The organism is Bacillus sp. FSL K6-0042, from assembly GCF_038006685.1.
Taxonomy (GTDB): domain Bacteria; phylum Bacillota; class Bacilli; order Bacillales; family Bacillaceae_G; genus Bacillus_A; species Bacillus_A pseudomycoides.
Genome location: NZ_JBBOVS010000001.1, coordinates 4,521,396 through 4,540,357 on the forward strand (window position 1 = coordinate 4,521,396; position 18,962 = coordinate 4,540,357).

The window sequence follows — 18,962 nt, forward strand, 5'->3', positions numbered from 1 at the left end:
AGGAAATGATAATGAAAAAACTGATAATTACGTTGTTTATTGCGATGCTAGCATTAGCTGGTTGTAATACAAAGAAAGAAGAAGCGCCGAAAAAAGAGAAACTTGAAGAAGTTAAAGTAGCAGTTCAAACAAACCCGAAAGAAATTAAGCCAAATGAAAAAACAGAAGTACAGGCACTTGTTACACAAGGAAAAGAAAAAGTAACGGATGCTGACGATGTGAAGTTTGAAATTTGGAAAGATGGCGAAGAAAAACATGAAATGTTAAACGGTAAGCATAAAGGGAAAGGTGTTTATGCAGTAGAGAAAACATTCCCATCTGACGGTGTGTATCATGTTATTGCACATACAAATGCACGTGAAATGCATGTTATGCCAGAAGTGAAAATTGCTGTAGGAAATGCAAAAGTTGAGGATACGAAGAAAGAAAATGGTGGTCATGAAGCAGGTCATGGCGATCATAAGAGTGATACGATGATTCACCTTATGGCTGGCGATGTAAAAGCAAATGCTGAATCAACAATGAAAGTTCATTTGAAACAAAAAGAAGAAGCATTAACTGGAGCAGAAGTACAGCTTGAGATTTGGAAAGATGGCGTTGAAAAGCATGAGTTTATTCCCGCAAAAGAAGGGAATAAAGGAGAGTATGTAAGCAAACATACGTTTAAAGAAAATGGTGCTTATAAAGTAAAAGTTCATGTGAGAAAAGGTGAACTTCACGAACATAAGGAAGAAACAGTAGAAGTAAAATAAGAAGCTGCTCTTTAGAGCTGCTTTTTTATTTTGAGATTACGAAATAAGTCATAATTTCATTAGCACTTATTTGCAGAATGGATTACAATAGAAAGTGTGAAGAAAATAAGAACTTCTACGAAAATGTATTAAAAAGAAAGCGTAAACATGTTATGATATCAATATCAGATGTCTGACATCTGACTTAGAAAAAACAGGAAGCTTGTTACTTCATGTGAAAGTGCCGCGAAGTAGGTTGGAGAATGACCAATAAGAAGTGCTTTTTGTTAGTGTGATACAGAGAATTCTCACTGATAGCAGTTTCACTTTACAACGTTTTGAACATACTACAAGAAGTAGAACTCAACATATAGGAGGTTGCAGTTATGAATAAATATAAACGTATTTTCCTAGTCGTAATGGACTCAGTAGGAATCGGGGAAGCACCGGATGCTGAAAAATTTGGTGATGTAGGTTCTGATACAATCGGTCATATTGCTGAACATATGAATGGACTACAAATGCCAAATATGGTGAAATTAGGTCTTGGCAATATCCGTGAAATGAAAGGGATTTCAAAAGTAGAGAAACCACTTGGTTACTATACAAAAATGCAAGAGAAATCTACTGGTAAAGATACAATGACAGGTCACTGGGAAATTATGGGTCTGTATATTGATACGCCATTCCAAGTCTTCCCAGAAGGATTTCCAAAAGAATTACTTGATGAGTTAGAAGAAAAAACAGGACGCAAAATTATCGGTAATAAACCTGCTTCTGGAACTGCGATTCTTGATGAACTTGGTCAAGAGCAAATGGAAACGGGCTCTTTAATTGTGTACACTTCTGCTGATAGTGTATTACAAATCGCAGCTCATGAAGAAGTTGTACCACTTGAGGAACTATACAGCATTTGTAAAATTGCACGTGAGTTAACATTGGATGAAAAGTATATGGTGGGTCGCGTTATTGCTCGTCCATTCGTTGGAGAACCAGGAAACTTCACACGTACACCAAACCGTCATGACTATGCATTAAAACCATTTGGCCGCACAGTCATGAACGAATTAAAAGATAGCAATTATGACGTAATTGCCATTGGTAAAATTTCTGATATTTACGATGGAGAAGGCGTAACTGAATCTCTTCGTACAAAATCTAATATGGATGGAATGGATAAGCTTGTAGATACATTGAATATGGACTTTACAGGTCTTAGCTTCCTGAATTTAGTTGATTTTGATGCGATGTTCGGTCATCGTCGTGATCCTCAAGGATACGGAGAAGCATTGCAAGAATATGATGCACGTCTTCCAGAAGTATTTGAAAAACTAAAAGAAGATGATTTATTAATCATTACAGCAGATCATGGTAATGACCCAATTCACCATGGTACTGACCATACACGTGAATATGTACCATTGTTAGTATATAGCCCAAGCATGAAAGAAGGCGGAAAAGAATTAGTACTTCGCCAAACATTTGCTGATATTGGTGCAACTGTAGCAGAAAACTTCGGCGTAGAAATGCCAGAATACGGAACAAGTTTCTTAAACGACTTAAAAAAATAAGGGGGACAATATAATGAATCGTGAACTTATTACAAAATCAGCTTCATACTTAAAAGAGAAATTCCAAGAAACACCACAGGTAGGGCTTATCCTTGGTTCTGGACTAGGTGTATTAGCAGATGAAATCGAAAACGCAGTAACAGTACCATACAGCGAAATTCCTGAATTTCCAGTATCAACTGTAGAAGGTCATGCAGGTCAGCTTGTATTTGGTACACTTCAAGGTGTTACTGTAGTTGCGATGCAAGGGCGTTTCCATTTCTACGAAGGATATGACATGCAAAAAGTAACATTCCCAGTTCGTGTTATGAAGGAACTAGGTGTAGAAACAGTTGTTGTAACAAACGCAGCCGGTGGTGTAAATACATCATTTGAACCGGGCGATCTTATGTTAATTTCAGACCATATTAACTTCATGGGTACGAACCCATTAATCGGACCAAATGATGCTGAAATGGGCGTACGTTTCCCTGATATGTCTACATCGTATACGGAAGAGCTTCGCGAAATGGCGAAACAAGTTGCAGCAGACTTAAATATTAAAGTGCAAGAAGGTGTATACGTTGGAATGACAGGTCCTGTATACGAAACACCTGCTGAGATTCGTATGCTTCGTACACTTGGCGGAGATGCAGTTGGAATGTCAACTGTACCAGAAGTTATCGTTGCACGTCATGCTGGTATGAAGGTACTTGGTATTTCTTGTATTTCAAATATGGCAGCTGGTATTTTAGATCAACCGCTTCATCATGATGAGGTAATTGAAACGACAGAACGTGTGAAATCTAATTTCTTAGCATTAGTAAAAGCAATTGTAAAACAAATGAAGGGGTGATTTTACAATGAGAATGGTGGACCTAATTGCAAAAAAACGTGATGGACATGCATTAACGACAGAAGAAGTGAAATTTATTGTAGAAGGCTATACAAATGGTGACATTCCAGATTATCAAATGAGCTCATTCGCAATGGCAATTTTCTTCCAAGATATGAATGATCAAGAGCGTGCTGATTTAACGATGGCAATGGTAAATAGCGGCGATACAATTGACTTATCAGCGATTGAAGGAGTAAAAGTAGATAAGCATTCAACGGGTGGTGTTGGTGATACAACTACACTTGTATTAGGTCCATTAGTGGCTGCTTTAGATGTACCAGTTGCTAAAATGTCTGGTCGAGGATTAGGGCATACAGGCGGTACAATCGATAAATTAGAAGCAGTACCAGGATTCCATGTGGAAATTGAAAATGATGAATTTATTCGTCTTGTAAATGAAAATAAAATTGCAGTTATCGGACAAAGTGGAAACTTAACACCTGCTGATAAAAAGTTATATGCACTTCGTGATGTAACAGCGACAGTAAACTCGATCCCTCTTATTGCGAGCTCTATTATGAGTAAAAAAATTGCTGCTGGTGCAGATGCAATTGTACTTGATGTAAAAACAGGTGCAGGTGCATTTATGAAAACGGATGAAGATGCAAAACGTTTAGCAGAAGCAATGGTACGTATTGGTAATAATGTTGGTCGTAAAACGATGGCAGTTATTTCTGATATGAGCCAACCGCTTGGCGAGGCAATTGGTAATGCATTAGAAGTACAAGAGGCAATTGATACATTACAAGGTAAAGGACCAAAAGACTTAGAAGAGTTATGTTTAACACTTGGAAGTCAAATGGTATACCTTGCTGGAAAAGCTTCTTCTTTAGAAGATGCGCGTGAAAAACTAATTGAAGTAATGAACAATGGAAAAGCGTTAGAAGCGTTTAAAACGTTCCTAGCAGCGCAAGGCGGGGATGCTTCTGTTGTTGATGATCCTTCTAAACTGCCACAAGCACAATTTAAAATTGAAGTAGAGGCAAAAGAAGATGGATACGTATCTGAAATTGTTGCAGATGAAATTGGAACAGCAGCAATGCTTTTAGGGGCAGGCCGTGCAACGAAAGAATCTGAGATTGATTTAGCTGTTGGACTTATGCTTCGTAAAAAAGTGGGCGATAGCGTGAAAAAAGGTGACTCACTTGTTACGATTTACGCGAACCGCGAAAATGTAGAAGATGTAAAAGCGAAAATTTATGAGAACATGAAAATTGCGAAAGACCATGTTGATGCACCGAAACTCGTGCATGGCATTGTAACGAAATAAGCTAAAAAGCTAAGGAGCCTTCTCCTTGGCTTTTTTTACTGTTTTTTGTTTATAATAATAATGGGTGAAATTATGATTAAAATTTGTGCAGTAACGAAAGAAGATGAAGTATTATACGATGTTTCGTTAGAAGAAACAGGACGAGAAGATATCGCATGGTATTGGCTTGATTTATATAAGCCAACAAAAGAAGAATATACATACATTTTACAAAAACATTTTAAGTTCCATCCCCTTGCGATTGAAGATTGTGTAGAATATGTACAGAGACCAAAAGTGGATTTCTATGATGGATATAACTTTTTAGTTCTCCATGCATTTGGAGAAGATGGATTAGAGCCACATGAGATCGATTTATTTGTTAGTGATCGTTATATTGTCTCTTTCCATTTTTCACATAATAATGCGATTGAAAGAGTGTGGACAACGCTTGGCGAGAGGAAACGTATCAAGAAGAGTTCTCTCCATGTAGCACATACAATCATTGACCAAATTGTGGATGACTACTTTGCACCTGTTTATTATATTGAAGATCATTTAAATGCGATTGATGATAATTTAACAGGGGATACAGCAGGGAGTGTACTAGAAGAAGTATTCGATATTCGTACGGACTTATCTAAGCTTAGACGTACAATTATACCGATGCGTGACCTCTTGTATCGTATTTTAAATTCAACTCGGTTTTACGGTGTAAGTGATCATGAAATTTACTTTAAGGATATATATGATCATTTACTAAAGCTTTCTGAAATGATTGAAGCAAGCCGAGAATTAACAGCTGATATTAGAGATAGCTATTTTTCATTGAATTCGCATCATATGAACAATATTATGAAAACATTAACGGTTTTCTCGACCATCTTCATGCCATTAACATTTATTGCAGGGGTGTATGGGATGAACTTCGCGCATATGCCAGAGTTAGCAGGGAAATATAGCTATTTTATTTGTTTAGTTATTATGGCGTTAATTGGTGGAGGAATGATGGCCTGGTTCTATAAAAAAGGATGGTTTAAGTAAAAAAACGCCGAGGGGATTCCCCGGCGTTTTTTCTAGCCAATAGCGTGTAACACAAACATGGCTAAGAATAGGCATGTAATGATATACATAGACGGTGCGACTTCTTTATGCTTTCCAAGAGCAATCTTCAAAATAGGATAAGCAATAAATCCGAACGCAATACCATCAGCGATACTATATGTGAGCGGAATCATAACGATAATTAAGAACGCTGGAAATCCTTCTGAAAAGTCGTTTAGAGGGATTGCCTGAATGTTTGTAATCATTAGACCGCCAATAATAATTAAGATTGGTGCAATGGCACTATCAGGAATTAATTTTACAAACGGAAGAGCAAACAGTGATGCGAAGAATAATATCCCTGTAACGATAGACGTCAGACCTGTTTTACCGCCTGCTGTAATACCTGCGGCACTTTCTACTGTTGAAACGGTAGGACTTGTGCCAAATAGACCACATGTCATTGCTGAAATTGCATTTGCTTGATAAGCACGTGGAAATTTACGGTCATCTTCTAATAATCCGTGTAAAAGTCCCATGTTCTCAAAAATAAGCACCATGCTTAAGGAAAATGTTGCAATCCAAAACGGTAAGGAAGAAAGTTTCCCAAATGACATAGCACCAAACACATCCCCGTAGTTAGCGAATGAAAATGAGCTATTCCCTATTTGGCTTGTATCAACAAGACCAAATAGCCATGCAATACCGGTTCCAATTGCAATCGTCCATAAAAAGTTCCCACGTACGTTACGAATAAATAACACAAGTGCCACAATAAGAGTAAGCAGTGTTGCCAAAACAACAGGACTACTTAATTTTCCTAATGCAACAGCAGTGTTCGGATGCGAAACGACAAGACCGCCTTTTTGCAAACCAATGAAAGCTAAGAATAAACCGATGCCGACAGTAATCGCTTCTTTTAATGACTTTGGAATTGATAATGAAAGCGTACGAGCAATCGGTGTAAACGCGGCGATTGCAAAAATAATACCGGCGATAAAGACAGCTGCTAATGCTTCTTGCCAACTTAATCCAAGCGTATGCACAGCTGTATACGTGAAGAATGCATTTACACCCATACCTGGTACAAGAATAGCAGGTGCATTTGCCCAAAATGCCATCATTAGACATCCGACAAATGAACTAAAAACAGTTGCCAAAATTCCTGCTTCAAGTGGAATGCCGGCATCTGATAAAATGGACGCATTGACAATCATAATATAAACAATTGTGAAAAATGATGTCGCTCCAGCTAATATTTCTTGCTTTGGTGATGTATGGTGTAGGTCTAATTTAAATGTTCTTTCAAGTATTCCTTTCATGTTAAACCTTCTTTTTCATATCCCTCTCCCACCCGTGATCTCTCTTTTGTAAAGAGCTCACCGTCCTTTATTATATCAGAACATAATCTTTTTACAATAAATAAAATGAGAACGTTTACTTAAAAGGTAACTGGTGCTATAAATATGTGAAAATGGCACGAACATTAGAGATGATTTCTAGTTCACCAGATTGAATTGGAGGAGCAGCTTGTGTGTGTAAAGTAGCTTGAGACATAAATTCACGCGGTGTTTGTGCTGATTCTTCAACGAGTGAAAGTGGGATGGGATTAATATTTAAATTATACGAACTCGCAATTGTACGAGCTTTTTCTTGAGCGCGCTGGACTGCTTGTAATAGTGCTTGTTGATAGTAAGCGTTTGGATGGGAAATGCGGAAGCGTAATCCTCTTGCTACATTTGCTCCATTTGTAACGGCTATATCATATACTTCCCCAGCTTTTTGTACATTTAAAACGGTAATTTCATACAAATGCTCGACTCGGTACCCTTGTAATAATGCTTTTTCGTTTACGTATTCATATTGAGGAGTAATTGTATAGGAAATGGTTTCTATATCCTTATCAGCGATACCAATTTGTTTAAGTGCAGCAAGTAATTGTTTAGATTGGATTGCATTTTCCTCCTGCGCTTGTTTCACATCTTTATTATCTGTTCTAATACCAATTGTTAGTACAACGACATTTGGTTTCGCTTTTATAACTCCTTCTCCTTGTACAGTAATAGTTGCTTGTTTTCCATTGCGGATATCGGGTGAATAGGGATTCATGCCAACTTGCATTTTTGCTCACCATCCTTTCTATATGTATATGAACAAAAGAGAGAGAAAATTTTATGTAAAAAGTTACATAATTAAGAATCAAAAGGAAAGAAAGCATATACAACGTAGGTATTTATAGATTATAATATGTGTAAATATGATAAAAAAGGGTCGAGGCTAGTGAACGAAAAAAGAGAAGCACTGATTTTAGATTTATCTGCATCATTTCGAAAGATGATACGTTTATTACAGAATGATATTAATACACGTTTTTCAGAGCATATGCCATATAATGAATTTTCTGTATTGCGTGCATTATTTTTGAAAAGCCCACAAATGGCTTCGCAAATAGCTAGTGAAGTGAACGTAACATCCAGTCATATTACAGCAGTAACAGATCGTTTAGTTAGAAAAGGTTTTGTAACAAGAAAACGTTCTGATTCAGACCGTCGTATTGTGTATTTGGAGATTACAGAACATGGAAAAGAAGTTACACAAGAACTTGAAGCTGTACGTAAAGAATACTATAAAGAAAAATTTAAAGGGTGGAGCGATCAAGAGATTGAGATGGTATTAGAACTATTTGGTCGCGTACTATAATTACAATAAATGAGGGTAGGGGGGCAAAGTGCTTTCCTATCCTTTTTCTTTTGAATAAAAATATTTTGAAACTCCAATACTTTAAGTAAAAAGTATCGGAGGGAAAATAATGAAATACATCGTTTCATTCGTAATTATTATTGGAAGTTTTATATGCTCTAGCACATTAATTTATGCAAAAACACCAATCCAAGTTGTTCAAAAAGAACTACACTATATTGCGAGTGATCAGCCCGTTTTATATTCAAAATTATGGGTGCGTTCTATGCAGAATGCTATTCTTTTTCACCATAGTAATAATATTCGTGAGCAAGATACACTGCGCAATGTCACAAATTCTTCTCTCGTAAAAGTAAAACAACTTTCACTTGAAAAGGCTTCGCATTACATCCCGAGGTTATCTCAATACGTCTCTAAATTTGAAAATAAAAATGTTCAAGTGTATTACATTGCTGTTCGTTATGAAGTGAAAAAAGAAAATCCATATCAATTAAATGGAATGAATTATTTTCTTCAAGTGTTTGTGCAGGAACAAGGAGATTGGAAAGTTGCTGAAAGTATTATAGCTCCGACAGATCAAATGATAGAGAATGGCGATGGATTTGGAATGAAAGAAGAGAAGGAGTATGGGAAAAGAAGAGAGAATGTGAAATAACCTCCTCGGGTGAGGAGGTTATTTCACATTCCAAGAAAACTTCCACTTTAATAAGCGCGATAAAAGAAAATAGCTAAAAATACTTGCTCCGAAAAACCCCATATAATAGCTAAACAGAGAACCAGATCCTCCCAATAGTACTCCCCAAAACATTCCAATAAAGATAACGGAACATATCATAAACAATTTTTTGAGTTTTGGATACAATAGAAATCTCCCATTTTGTTCATTTGGAGATCTAGCGTATAAGTACATACTTACAGGTAATAAAATAAGTATGTTTGTAATTGGACCAATGAGTGTCTTGGCTGAAGGAATGTGAGTAAAGTTAGGTTCATTATGGCGTACTCCATCACGATCGGTATAAGCACGCTGTGGATCATAATCAAAATTAATATGAAACCCTTGTGCAGGTCCAAGAATACTTGCCATTCCTAGTATGTTTGTATAGGAATCCGGAATTTCATTTTTTGTAGTAGGATCTTCACCTGTGTGCAGGGTAATACATCCGACAATAAGAGACGGAAGTATAAAGGGTAAACCTAGTACAGAAATAGTAAGAAACCCTTGTGAAATAACATTACCAGCGATTGTACCAATACATAAAGAGAGCGTATACACAGCAATTAGTATAAGAAGCATGTATAGAAAATAAGTATGGAAAGGTGAAAATAACTGATATTTATTGTGAAAAGTTGTCTTTTTCATAATGGCAAAAAGGCCCCAGTTCATTATGACAACCGCTATAATATTACATACACCAAAAAGCCATTTCGTTAAAAAGAGGTGTGTTCGCTTAAAGGGCATAGACCATAGAAAATCACTCGATTGATTTTGGCGTTCCCATCCGATGAGGGCGCAAGCTAAAGCGATAATTACACTCCCTTGAATAATAAGGGGATCGATTAGTGAAAGATTATAATGATAATGAAATATATATTTCCATTTATTATTCTCATGAAAATAGTTTAGTTGTTCTGCTGCTGCTAAATAATATTTATATGATAGTACGAAGAAACTTACTAGCCAAAATAACCAAATTATATATTTGCTTTGTTGATATGTCCGTAGCCATAGTGCTTTTTGAAACATAGGATCTCTCCTTTAAAAGACTTTATAGTTTGTAAGTCGTGATAATATAAAATAGGTGATAGTTCCAACTAAAAAGAAACCAACATAGTAACTAAATAACAAATCAAAATGGTTTAGCATTTGTCCCCCAATTAATGCAAAATACAACGTCGCACTCCATATCCAGAGTGAACGATATTTTTGAAAAAGAAAGATTTTCTTATTATTTTCGTTCGGTGATCTTGTATAAAGAAATACACCAAGAAATAAGCAACAAATTGTGTAGAAGAGTGGAACAAGGATTGCTTTAGCGGAATAGTAACTATGATAAGCAGGCCCTTGTGGAATTTTTTCGTTATCATCAGTTGGCTGGGATTTAGGATGATAACTGTAATTAATAGAAAAATGCATGATAGGAACTGAAATGTCTGTTTTTTTACCAATTGTGTAAAGTGATTCGTATTTCATATGATTCTTTTTATCTATCGCATCTACATGAGTTGTGAAGAAGAAAATTAAAAGTGAAAAGAATCCCATACCGATTACGCAAAAAGTAATGCTAAAGAAGCTTTGTGAAATGATACTTCCGGTAAATGTCCCAATACATAAAGAAGCGGTATAGATTGCCACATAAGAAACAATGGCATAAAGAAAGTATCGATGGAATGGACCAAATGATTGATATTCAAAATGAATGGTTGATTTATAAATGAAATACATAAGAACCCAATTTATGAGAAAGGATCCTACAATAAAAAATGTACCGAAAAGCCACTTTGATAGAAAAATATCACGTCGTTTAAATGGCATTACCATAAGTATATTTCCAGACTGGCTACTCCGTTCCCATCCAATTAAGAGACATGCTAGAGTAATGATAACAATTGCTAACCAAAAGCTATCAGAAGAATAAAAAGAATAGTGATAATAAAATTTTCCGTCTTCCAGAAGTTCTGGATGGGAAAAGAGTTGTTGTTGTTCTTGGGCAGCTTGATGGTACTCATAGGGAAGAAAGTAAAGAGTGCTTATAAAGAATATGAACACTACATATTTTCCAAGCTTCCAATTCCGCATCCATAATGCTTTATGAAACATAAACATCCCCCTCAAGTGTCGTAACAAATACATCTTCAAGAGACATTGTTAATTCCTCAATGAGCAGTGGCTGTTCTTTATGGAATTTTTCGAGTGTAGCAGCTACGTTTCCTTCGATTAAAATCGTATATACTTTTCCAGTTTGGTTTAATATTTTAATATTGCTTAAGTTTTCTAGTTTTTGAGGTAGAGAACGTTCATAAGCAACTTGGATTTTTGCATAGCATGACTTTGTGTCATCTAGTGCTGTGACAGAAGCGATTGTATGACTTTTTAAAATGATGATTGTATCAGCTATTTTTTCAACTTCGTCTAAATGATGGGTAGAGATGAAAATTGTAATTTCTTTTTCTGCCACTTCTTCAACGAGAAATTGTAAGATTTGTCTTTTTACAATAGGATCTAGTCCGTTTGTTGGTTCATCTAAAATGATGTATTCTACTTTAGCTGAAAAAGCTAAAATGATAGAGAGCAATGCTTTCATCCCTTTTGAATAACTACGAATTCGTTTGTTTGGTAAATTGAATCGTTCTAACAGTTGATAGAAATAATCTGCATCAAATGCTGTATAGACTGCTTTATAAAATTTGATGATTTCTTTCACCGTATACCCGTTCAAGATGTTCGTAGAGTCCGGTACATAAGCTACCTTCTGCTTAATTTCTGGATGTTTATGAACATCCACATCATCATATGTAACAGTTCCGTCATCCGGATCTAAAATTCCAACAAGTGTTCGAAGTAAAGTGGTTTTCCCCGCACCGTTTCTTCCGAGTAATCCAACAATACTGCCCTTTTGTAATGTGAAAGAAATATTGTCTAAAATGACTTGGTTATCAATTGTTTTTTTCAGATTTGTCACTTGTAGCATCTGTATTTTCTCCTAGCTCTTTATAGTATGAATCTATCCAATCGTGAATTTTTTCTTTTGTAATCCCAAGATAAGAAGCTTCTAGTAATAGTTGGTGAAATTGTTTTTCGACCATAGCAATTTTCCTTTCGTCCCATGTCGGTGTAATCGATTGAGAGACAAATGTACCTTTTCCTCGCAGTGTTTCGATAATACCTTGTCGTTCTAATTCTTGGTACGCTTTGCTTACTGTATTCGGATTAATGACAAGAAGTGAAGCAAGTTCACGTACAGATGGTAGTTTATCGTTTGGTGCTAACATGCTTTTTAGTACGAGTTCTTTTATATTTTGAACAATTTGTTCCCATATCGGAGTGTTGCTTCTTGGATCGAGTTGAATGTGCAAGAGCAGTGTCTCCTTCCTGATGAAATTTAAGTGTACTACTAGATGTAATACACTTAATACAATATATATGATAGATTTGTTTGTCAACACAAAATTTTAGAAAAATATGGTATAAAAACATATTATTTGGAAAAAATAGGTTTGATATAGAATGGAGGGTTAGTCATGAAGCGAGTTTTTGGAATACTTGTTTGTTTCATGTTGCTATTTTCTGGTGTTTCAGTTGGCTTTGCACAATCTGAGAAAGCGCAGTCTGAGAAAACAGAAGTAGAAAAGACACCGAAGTTAGCGGAGGAAGCATCGTCAGCAATTGTTATTGAGCAAGATACAGGTAAAGTCTTATTTGAGAAAAGTCCAAATGAAAAACTGCCGCCTGCTAGTATGACAAAGATTATGACAATGTTGCTTATCATGGAACAAGTTGAAAAGGGAAAACTAAAACTAGAGGATAAAGTCAGAGCAAGTGAACATGCAGCTTCAATGGGTGGTTCACAAATCTTTCTTGAGCCGGGTGAAGAGATGACAGTGAATGAAATGCTAAAAGGGATTGCAATTGCATCGGGAAATGATGCATCTGTTGCGGTTGCTGAGCATATCGCTGGTTCAGAAGAAGGCTTTGTAAACATGATGAATAAAAAAGCAAAGGATTTAGGATTGAAAAATACACATTTCCAAAATCCAACGGGTCTTCCAGCGAAAGACCATTATTCAACAGCATATGATATGTCAATTATGGCGAAAGAGTTGATGAAATATCCACTCATTCGAAAATATACAGGAAAGTATGAAGATTACTTACGTGAAAATACAGAGAAAAAGTTTTGGCTTGTGAATACGAATAAATTAGTTCGTTTTTACCCGGGGGTAGACGGGGTGAAAACAGGTTTTACAACAGAAGCAAAATATTGTTTAACAGCATCAGCTGAAAAAAATGGCATGCGTGTCATTTCTGTTGTCATGGGAGCGCCAACATCAAAAGAACGTAACAACCAGGTAACAAAGCTCCTTGATTATGCATTTGGACAATATACAACGAAAAAATTGTATAAACGCGGTGAAAAAATTCAAACCGTAAAAGTAGGAAAAGGGAAGAAAGAAAAGGTAGATTTAGTTTCATCGGATAACGTATCTCTTCTGATGAAAAAAGGCGAGAATATGGACAAGGTAAAACAGGAAGTTATCGCTGAAAAGAAAGTAAAAGCACCAATTAAAAAAGGTGATGCACTCGGTACACTTGTTATTAAAAAAGATAAGGATGTTTTATTAAAGCAAACGATTGTGGCAAAAGAAGATGTTGCTGCAGCGAGCTGGTGGGAACTATTTAAAAGAAGTTTAGGGATGTTTTCAACATCGAAATAGAAGCAAAGAGATTACAATTTTCTTACCCACATACATGAAAAAGGTAGAATAATTGCTGAAAGGTTCACATTATGGCGAAATAGTACTTCTTTTGTCAGTAGGAAGGATTCTTATTTTATGTTCACGAAAATCTTATGTAAATGAGTCAAGCTTAAGCATAAGGAGGAAATCGTGTGAGTCTTTCCATGCATTTAGAAGTAAAGCGTGATGTCTTATGTGTTCGGCTAGCGGGTGAACTAGATCATCATACTGCTGAAGAGTTGCGAGCGAAAGTAACGGATATGATTGAAACGCATCGCGTTCATCATATTGTACTAAGTTTAGAGAAATTAACATTTATGGACAGTTCTGGTCTTGGTGTTATATTAGGCAGATACAAGCATGTTAAAGGTTTAGGAGGGGAGATGGTCGTTTGTGCAATCTCACCTCCTGTAAAGCGTTTATTTGAAATGTCAGGTCTGTTTAAAATCATTCGCTTAGAAGAAAGTGAAGCGCATGCGCTCGCGACATTGGGGGTGGCATAAATGAGAAATGAAATGAACCTTCAATTTTCAGCGTTAAGTCAAAATGAATCGTTTGCTCGCGTCACAGTTGCTGCTTTTATTGCACAGTTGGATCCAACAATGGAAGAATTGACAGAGATTAAAACAGTTGTGTCTGAAGCGGTCACAAATGCAATTATTCACGGATATGAAGGGAATGCAGAAGGTGTTGTTTACATTTCAGTGATTTTGGAAGAAGCAATGGTGAAACTCACGATTCGAGATGAAGGGGTTGGCATTTTTAACTTAGATGAGGCAAGGCAACCTCTTTTTACAACTAAACCTGAATTAGAGCGTTCCGGAATGGGATTTACTATCATGGAAAATTTTATGGATGAGGTAGAAGTTATTTCAAATGAATCTTTCGGGACAACAATCCATTTGACAAAATACTTATCAAATAGTAACGCTCTATGCAATTAAGGAGAATTGTCTATGGACATAGAGGTCAGAAATGAGAAGAAGAAACCTCAGTTAAAGGACCACGAGTTAAAAGTGTTAATTCAAAAAAGTCAAGATGGAGACCAACAAGCAAGAGATACGATAGTCCAAAGTAATATGCGTCTTGTATGGTCAGTTGTGCAACGTTTCCTCAATCGAGGATATGAACCAGATGATTTATTTCAAATTGGCTGTATTGGACTCTTGAAATCGGTAGACAAATTTGATTTGTCTTTCGACGTGAAATTCTCAACCTATGCAGTTCCAATGATTATTGGAGAAATACAGCGTTTTTTGCGTGATGATGGATCGGTGAAAGTAAGTCGCTCTTTAAAAGAGACTGGAAATAAGATTCGAAAGATGAAAGATGAGCTTTCTAAAGAATATGGAAGAGCTCCAACGATTAATGAGGTAGCAGAAGCGCTTGAGTTGACACCAGAAGAAGTTGTTCTTGCGCAAGAAGCGAGTCGTACTCCATCATCCATACATGAAACAGTTTATGAAAATGATGGAGATCCTATTACGATACTAGATCAAATTGCAGATCAAACAGAAACGAAATGGTTTGATAAAATCGCTTTAAAAGAGGCAATTAGAGAACTTGATGAGCGTGAACGCTTAATTGTATATTTGCGCTATTATAAAGATCAAACTCAATCAGAAGTAGCAGAGCGAATTGGAATTTCACAAGTCCAAGTATCAAGGCTTGAAAAGAAAATATTAAAACAGATGAAAGATCGAATAGATGAATAGCCATCTATTCGATTTTTTTGCTTTGAACTAGAAAGCAGTGATAGTTCAAATAAAATTGAGAAGAAGAAAAAATTGCATCTTATGTTACTGTTGTTATCCTTTCCAAAATCAAAAAATTTCAATCACCCAGAATTATTATCGGAATTTATTGATAATTTAGTGGAATTAAAATATATTACACCGCTTATGTTAGGGTATATGCTTATTGATGGTACGATTCAAAACATTCAAAAAACTATGGTAATTATCTGACACAATTTGTCGTGACGTATGGTTGGGTTCTGGTAGCAGCGTTTCTTGTCGTTGCATTGATTATTAGTTTGAAAAAATGGAATACACAAATACATTCAGATTCTGCCCAGCTTGAAAAAGAATGGAAAGATCGAGGTGTTTCATGATGAGTGAATCAGCAATTATGATGATGATCATTGGAATTGTAGTTATTTGGGGAGGATTAGCTTTAAGCATTATGAATTTATTTGGAAAAAAAAGGCATAAAGAAAAAACATCTGTGCCAAAATGGTGCAGATGTTTTTTCTTTATTAGTTAATGAACCTCACCTGAAGGTTCAAAATATGAAGAGAGTGATTCTAAAGAAATACATTCGCTTTATTAACCGAGTGATTGTTGATTAAAAATCCAACGTGCAAAGTTCCATTTTATAAAAAAAGTTGTATTAGAAAATTTTCCAGAAACCATACTACAACTACGAGGAATAGTAAAGAGGTGAATGGAGTGGAGCGAACAATCTATCTCAAAATGCGAAATCGTCTGCAAGTATCCCCTTCATATGAGGTGAAGATTGAAGATATTGCACAAGTAGTTGGGGATTCTGGCTTAGTAGAAAAAATAAAAAAGCAACTTGTCTATAAAATTACAAAACGTGATAAAACACATGTTGTAATTGATGCGATGAAAATCATTCAAGTGATTCAACAAACTACGCAGCATATACAAATTAATTTATTTGGTCCTGGGCAAACACTTGTTGAAATCGTCTATGAAAAAAAGAAAGTACACCCCATTTTCTTTGGATTGGTTTGGATGTTACTTTTTGTCGGTGCGGCTCTTGCGATTATTTATTTTCATGAAGATGTAAGTATGCAGCAAGTACACTGGCGCTTATATTACATGATTACGGGAGAAATCAACTATAAACCACTCCTGTTTCAAATTCCGTATTCTTTAGGACTGGGATTAGGGATGGTCTTATTTTTTAATCATGTGTTTCAAAAACGAATTAATGAAGAGCCAAGTCCGTTAGAAGTGGAAATGTTCCAGTATCAACAGTCACTCGATCAATATGTCATGATCAATGAAAATAAAGAGAGTGCAAAACAAATCGCAGATGATTGAGTATGGAGTAGTGATAGTAATTGGGCTTGCTGGTGGGATTGCAGTTGGAGGGGGATATGTGGCATTTTTAGCTGTGCTTGGTGTAATCCCACGTTTAGCCCAGTTAACAAGGAGTGGCCATCGGGTTCAATTTTTTGAGTGGGCCGTAATTGGTGGTTCTTTGGCCGGAGCATGGTGCAGTTTAAGAGATATAACCTTTCAAACATCTCAGTATTGGCTCGTTTTACTTGGCTTATTTTGTGGAACATTTATTGGTATGCTTGCTGCGGCTTTGACAGAGGTATTGAATGTTTTACCTATATTAGCAAAACGGGTAGGCGTAGATGGGAAAATTGTCATTCTACTCGTTGCGCTTGTACTTGGAAAGGTAATGGGCTCTTTATTTCATTGGATTTATTTTGCAAGATAGGAGGTATCAAGATGGCCCAAAATAAATTAAAAGATGATTACATAAATAAAGTGAAAAATTATCATCCAAAGCCAAATTATGTGATGAATTGTGTAAAAGCTTTTGTTGTAGGTGGACTGATTTGTACAGTAGGTGAATGCTTGATGAAATTTTATATGTATTATTTTCACTTTAATGAGCAAAATGCGGGAAATCCTACGATAGCAACACTTGTATTATTATCAGCCATATTAACTGGATTTGGTGTATATGATAAAATCGGTCAATTCGGAGGGGCTGGTTCAGCAGTTCCTGTTACTGGATTTGCAAATTCAATGGCAAGTGCGGCAATGGAGCACCGTAGCGAGGGGATTGTACTCGGAGTTGCTACAAATATGTTTAAGCTTGCTGGAAGTGTAATTGTATTTGGAGTTGTTGGAGCATACATTGTTGGTCTAATTCGATATACGTTTAAACTTTGGTTGTCTTAAAGGAGACTAGATATGAGATTGACAGGGAAGCAAACATGGGTATTTCAAAATAATATATTTGTGAATGCAACAGGTACTGCTGTCGGTCCAAAAGAAGCGGAAGGTCCTCTTGGAAAGTGTTTTGATATTTCATATGATGATTTGCATTGTGAGGAAGAAAATTGGGAGCTTGCTGAAAGAAGATTGATGAATGATTCAATTCAGCAGGTCATACAAAAGGGGGATATAAAGCCTTCGCAAATTGATTTTTTTTTAGCGGGAGATTTATTAAACCAAACCGTTACAGCAAATTATGTGGCGAGGGAGCTTGGGATTCCTTTTTTAGGAATGTTCAGCGCTTGTGCAACATCAATGGAGACACTAGCGATTGGATCGGCCTTTATTGATGGGGGCTTTGCTAATCGTGTGATAGCTACGGTTAGTAGTCATAATGCAACTGCAGAACGGCAGTTTCGTTATCCGACAGAATACGGGGGGCAAAGACCTGGTTCAGCAACTTCAACTGTTACAGGGGCAGGGACGGCTTTAATTAGTAAAGAACAGAGCAATATTAAAATAACAGCTGCAACCATTGGAAAAGTGCAAGATTTAGGAATTACAGATCCTTTTGATATGGGATCAGCAATGGCACCTGCTGCTGCCCATACGATTCAACAGCACTTTGAAGATTTAGGGAGAAGTGCAGCTGATTATGATCTTATCGTTACAGGGGATTTATCAGGTGTTGGGGCACCAATTACGAAGCAACTTTTACTTGAGGAAGGGTATGACTTAGGGAATGTATATAATGACTGCGGATTAATGATTTATAACAAGGATCAAGAAGAGGTTTTTGCAGGTGGAAGCGGTTGTGCCTGTTCGGCAGTTGTAACATACGGTCATTTACTACAAGAAATGAAAAAAGGAAACTTACAGCGTATTTTTGTAGTTGCAACAGGAGCATTGTTAAGCCCGATTATGATACAACAAAAAGAAACGATTCCGACAATTGCACACGGCGTTGTATTTGAAAGGATAAAAGGGGTGTGAATTGTGGATTTTGTATACGCGTTCATCGTTGGGGGAGCTATCTGTGTAGTAGGACAGCTTTTATTGGATTTTGCTAAATTAACTCCTGCACATTTGATGGCAACTTTTGTAGTAATTGGAGCGGTTTTAGATAGCTTTGGACTATATGATAAGCTCATAAAATTTGCAGGTGCTGGAGCAACTGTTCCGATAACGAGCTTTGGACATTCCCTTTTGCATGGAGCACTAGAGGCGGCTGAAAAACATGGTTACTTAGGAATTGGAATTGGTATGTTTAGTTTGACTTCTTCAGGTATTTCAGCATCGATATTATTTGCATTTTTTGTAGCACTTATATGTAAACCGAAAGGATAA

23 protein-coding genes and 1 pseudogene are annotated in these 18,962 nt (G+C 36.4%); 18 read left to right on the forward strand and 6 right to left on the reverse strand.

From position 1 onward, the window contains the following. Nucleotides 1–11 precede the first annotated feature (11 nt). The 5 genes from MHH45_RS23340 to corA all read left to right on the forward strand — a co-directional run bounded on the left by MHH45_RS23340 (nucleotide 12) and on the right by corA (nucleotide 5,472). Nucleotides 12–752 carry a FixH family protein gene (locus MHH45_RS23340; RefSeq protein WP_016116175.1) on the forward strand — a complete coding sequence of 247 codons (741 nt, stop codon included), beginning with the start codon at nucleotides 12–14 and terminating at the stop codon, nucleotides 750–752. Nucleotides 753–1,117: 365 nt separating this feature from the next. Continuing rightward, on the forward strand, nucleotides 1,118–2,302 hold the full coding sequence (deoB, locus tag MHH45_RS23345; protein WP_016116174.1) for a phosphopentomutase: 1,185 nt from the start codon (nucleotides 1,118–1,120) through the stop codon (nucleotides 2,300–2,302). A gap of 13 nt (nucleotides 2,303–2,315) precedes the next feature. Further along, nucleotides 2,316–3,137 (forward strand): purine-nucleoside phosphorylase, encoded by an 822-nt coding sequence (locus MHH45_RS23350; protein ID WP_003208346.1) that lies wholly within the window; start codon nucleotides 2,316–2,318, stop codon nucleotides 3,135–3,137. 7 nt (nucleotides 3,138–3,144) lie between these two features. Next, entirely contained in the window at nucleotides 3,145–4,449 is a 1,305-nt protein-coding gene (locus MHH45_RS23355; protein WP_016116173.1) for a pyrimidine-nucleoside phosphorylase, read from the forward strand. A 60-nt stretch (nucleotides 4,450–4,509) separates the two neighbouring features. Next, nucleotides 4,510–5,472 carry a magnesium/cobalt transporter CorA gene (corA, locus tag MHH45_RS23360; protein WP_016116172.1) on the forward strand — a complete coding sequence of 321 codons (963 nt, stop codon included), beginning with the start codon at nucleotides 4,510–4,512 and terminating at the stop codon, nucleotides 5,470–5,472. 32 nt (nucleotides 5,473–5,504) lie between these two features. Here corA and MHH45_RS23365 read toward each other — a convergent pair whose 3' ends face one another. Then, nucleotides 5,505–6,794 (reverse strand): NCS2 family permease, encoded by a 1,290-nt coding sequence (locus tag MHH45_RS23365; RefSeq protein WP_016116171.1) that lies wholly within the window; start codon nucleotides 6,792–6,794, stop codon nucleotides 5,505–5,507. Between the two features lie 136 nt (nucleotides 6,795–6,930). Next, complete coding sequence (locus MHH45_RS23370) at nucleotides 6,931–7,593, reverse strand: SIMPL domain-containing protein (RefSeq protein ID WP_016116170.1); 663 nt, start codon at nucleotides 7,591–7,593, stop codon at nucleotides 6,931–6,933. A 159-nt stretch (nucleotides 7,594–7,752) separates the two neighbouring features. Here MHH45_RS23370 and MHH45_RS23375 point away from each other — a divergent pair, with 159 nt between their 5' ends. Continuing rightward, nucleotides 7,753–8,172: a MarR family winged helix-turn-helix transcriptional regulator gene (locus MHH45_RS23375; RefSeq protein WP_016116169.1), complete on the forward strand. Its 420-nt coding sequence runs from the start codon at nucleotides 7,753–7,755 to the stop codon at nucleotides 8,170–8,172. Between the two features lie 109 nt (nucleotides 8,173–8,281). Beyond that, nucleotides 8,282–8,827 carry a hypothetical protein gene (locus tag MHH45_RS23380; protein ID WP_016116168.1) on the forward strand — a complete coding sequence of 182 codons (546 nt, stop codon included), beginning with the start codon at nucleotides 8,282–8,284 and terminating at the stop codon, nucleotides 8,825–8,827. Nucleotides 8,828–8,845: 18 nt separating this feature from the next. Here MHH45_RS23380 and MHH45_RS23385 read toward each other — a convergent pair whose 3' ends face one another. From MHH45_RS23385 to MHH45_RS23400, 4 genes are read right to left on the reverse strand one after another with little or no spacing between them, the layout of a single operon-like run. Continuing rightward, complete coding sequence (locus MHH45_RS23385; RefSeq protein ID WP_016116167.1) at nucleotides 8,846–9,919, reverse strand: ABC-2 transporter permease; 1,074 nt, start codon at nucleotides 9,917–9,919, stop codon at nucleotides 8,846–8,848. Nucleotides 9,920–9,931: 12 nt separating this feature from the next. Next, a complete protein-coding gene (locus MHH45_RS23390) occupies nucleotides 9,932–10,993 on the reverse strand; it encodes an ABC transporter permease (protein WP_016116166.1) in 1,062 nt (353 codons plus the stop codon). Beyond that, nucleotides 10,983–11,864, reverse strand: a complete 882-nt coding sequence (locus tag MHH45_RS23395) for an ABC transporter ATP-binding protein (protein ID WP_016116165.1) — start codon at nucleotides 11,862–11,864, stop codon at nucleotides 10,983–10,985. Before MHH45_RS23395 ends, MHH45_RS23390 begins: the two co-directional genes overlap by 11 nt. Further along, nucleotides 11,830–12,249 carry a GntR family transcriptional regulator gene (locus MHH45_RS23400; protein ID WP_016116164.1) on the reverse strand — a complete coding sequence of 140 codons (420 nt, stop codon included), beginning with the start codon at nucleotides 12,247–12,249 and terminating at the stop codon, nucleotides 11,830–11,832. The genes MHH45_RS23395 and MHH45_RS23400 overlap by 35 nt, the downstream gene beginning before the upstream one ends. 165 nt (nucleotides 12,250–12,414) lie before the next feature. Between MHH45_RS23400 and dacF the strand changes: the two genes are divergently transcribed. From dacF to spoVAE, 11 genes and pseudogenes are all read left to right on the forward strand, one after another. Beyond that, nucleotides 12,415–13,608 carry a serine-type D-Ala-D-Ala carboxypeptidase DacF gene (gene dacF / locus MHH45_RS23405; protein ID WP_016116163.1) on the forward strand — a complete coding sequence of 398 codons (1,194 nt, stop codon included), beginning with the start codon at nucleotides 12,415–12,417 and terminating at the stop codon, nucleotides 13,606–13,608. Between the two features lie 173 nt (nucleotides 13,609–13,781). Beyond that, on the forward strand, nucleotides 13,782–14,132 hold the full coding sequence (gene spoIIAA / locus MHH45_RS23410) for an anti-sigma F factor antagonist (RefSeq protein ID WP_016116162.1): 351 nt from the start codon (nucleotides 13,782–13,784) through the stop codon (nucleotides 14,130–14,132). After that, nucleotides 14,133–14,573, forward strand: coding sequence for an anti-sigma F factor (gene spoIIAB, locus MHH45_RS23415; RefSeq protein ID WP_003200026.1), 441 nt, complete (start codon nucleotides 14,133–14,135; stop codon nucleotides 14,571–14,573). A 12-nt stretch (nucleotides 14,574–14,585) separates the two neighbouring features. Then, nucleotides 14,586–15,344: an RNA polymerase sporulation sigma factor SigF gene (sigF, locus tag MHH45_RS23420; protein ID WP_016116161.1), complete on the forward strand. Its 759-nt coding sequence runs from the start codon at nucleotides 14,586–14,588 to the stop codon at nucleotides 15,342–15,344. A 159-nt stretch (nucleotides 15,345–15,503) separates the two neighbouring features. Then, a pseudogene (locus tag MHH45_RS23425) lies at nucleotides 15,504–15,742 on the forward strand (sodium-dependent transporter); the annotation flags it as partial. Further along, complete coding sequence (locus MHH45_RS23430) at nucleotides 15,742–15,894, forward strand: methionine/alanine import family NSS transporter small subunit (protein WP_088093648.1); 153 nt, start codon at nucleotides 15,742–15,744, stop codon at nucleotides 15,892–15,894. The pseudogene MHH45_RS23425 and the gene MHH45_RS23430, both read left to right, overlap by 1 nt. Nucleotides 15,895–16,079: 185 nt before the next feature. After that, nucleotides 16,080–16,700 carry a stage V sporulation protein AA gene (locus MHH45_RS23435; protein WP_016116158.1) on the forward strand — a complete coding sequence of 207 codons (621 nt, stop codon included), beginning with the start codon at nucleotides 16,080–16,082 and terminating at the stop codon, nucleotides 16,698–16,700. Next, nucleotides 16,693–17,109: a stage V sporulation protein AB gene (locus MHH45_RS23440; protein ID WP_003200010.1), complete on the forward strand. Its 417-nt coding sequence runs from the start codon at nucleotides 16,693–16,695 to the stop codon at nucleotides 17,107–17,109. Before MHH45_RS23435 ends, MHH45_RS23440 begins: the two co-directional genes overlap by 8 nt. A gap of 11 nt (nucleotides 17,110–17,120) precedes the next feature. After that, nucleotides 17,121–17,579: a stage V sporulation protein AC gene (spoVAC, locus tag MHH45_RS23445; protein WP_016116157.1), complete on the forward strand. Its 459-nt coding sequence runs from the start codon at nucleotides 17,121–17,123 to the stop codon at nucleotides 17,577–17,579. Nucleotides 17,580–17,591: 12 nt separating this feature from the next. Beyond that, nucleotides 17,592–18,608 carry a stage V sporulation protein AD gene (gene spoVAD, locus MHH45_RS23450; protein WP_006095867.1) on the forward strand — a complete coding sequence of 339 codons (1,017 nt, stop codon included), beginning with the start codon at nucleotides 17,592–17,594 and terminating at the stop codon, nucleotides 18,606–18,608. A gap of 3 nt (nucleotides 18,609–18,611) precedes the next feature. After that, a complete protein-coding gene (gene spoVAE / locus MHH45_RS23455; protein ID WP_006095866.1) occupies nucleotides 18,612–18,962 on the forward strand; it encodes a stage V sporulation protein AE in 351 nt (116 codons plus the stop codon).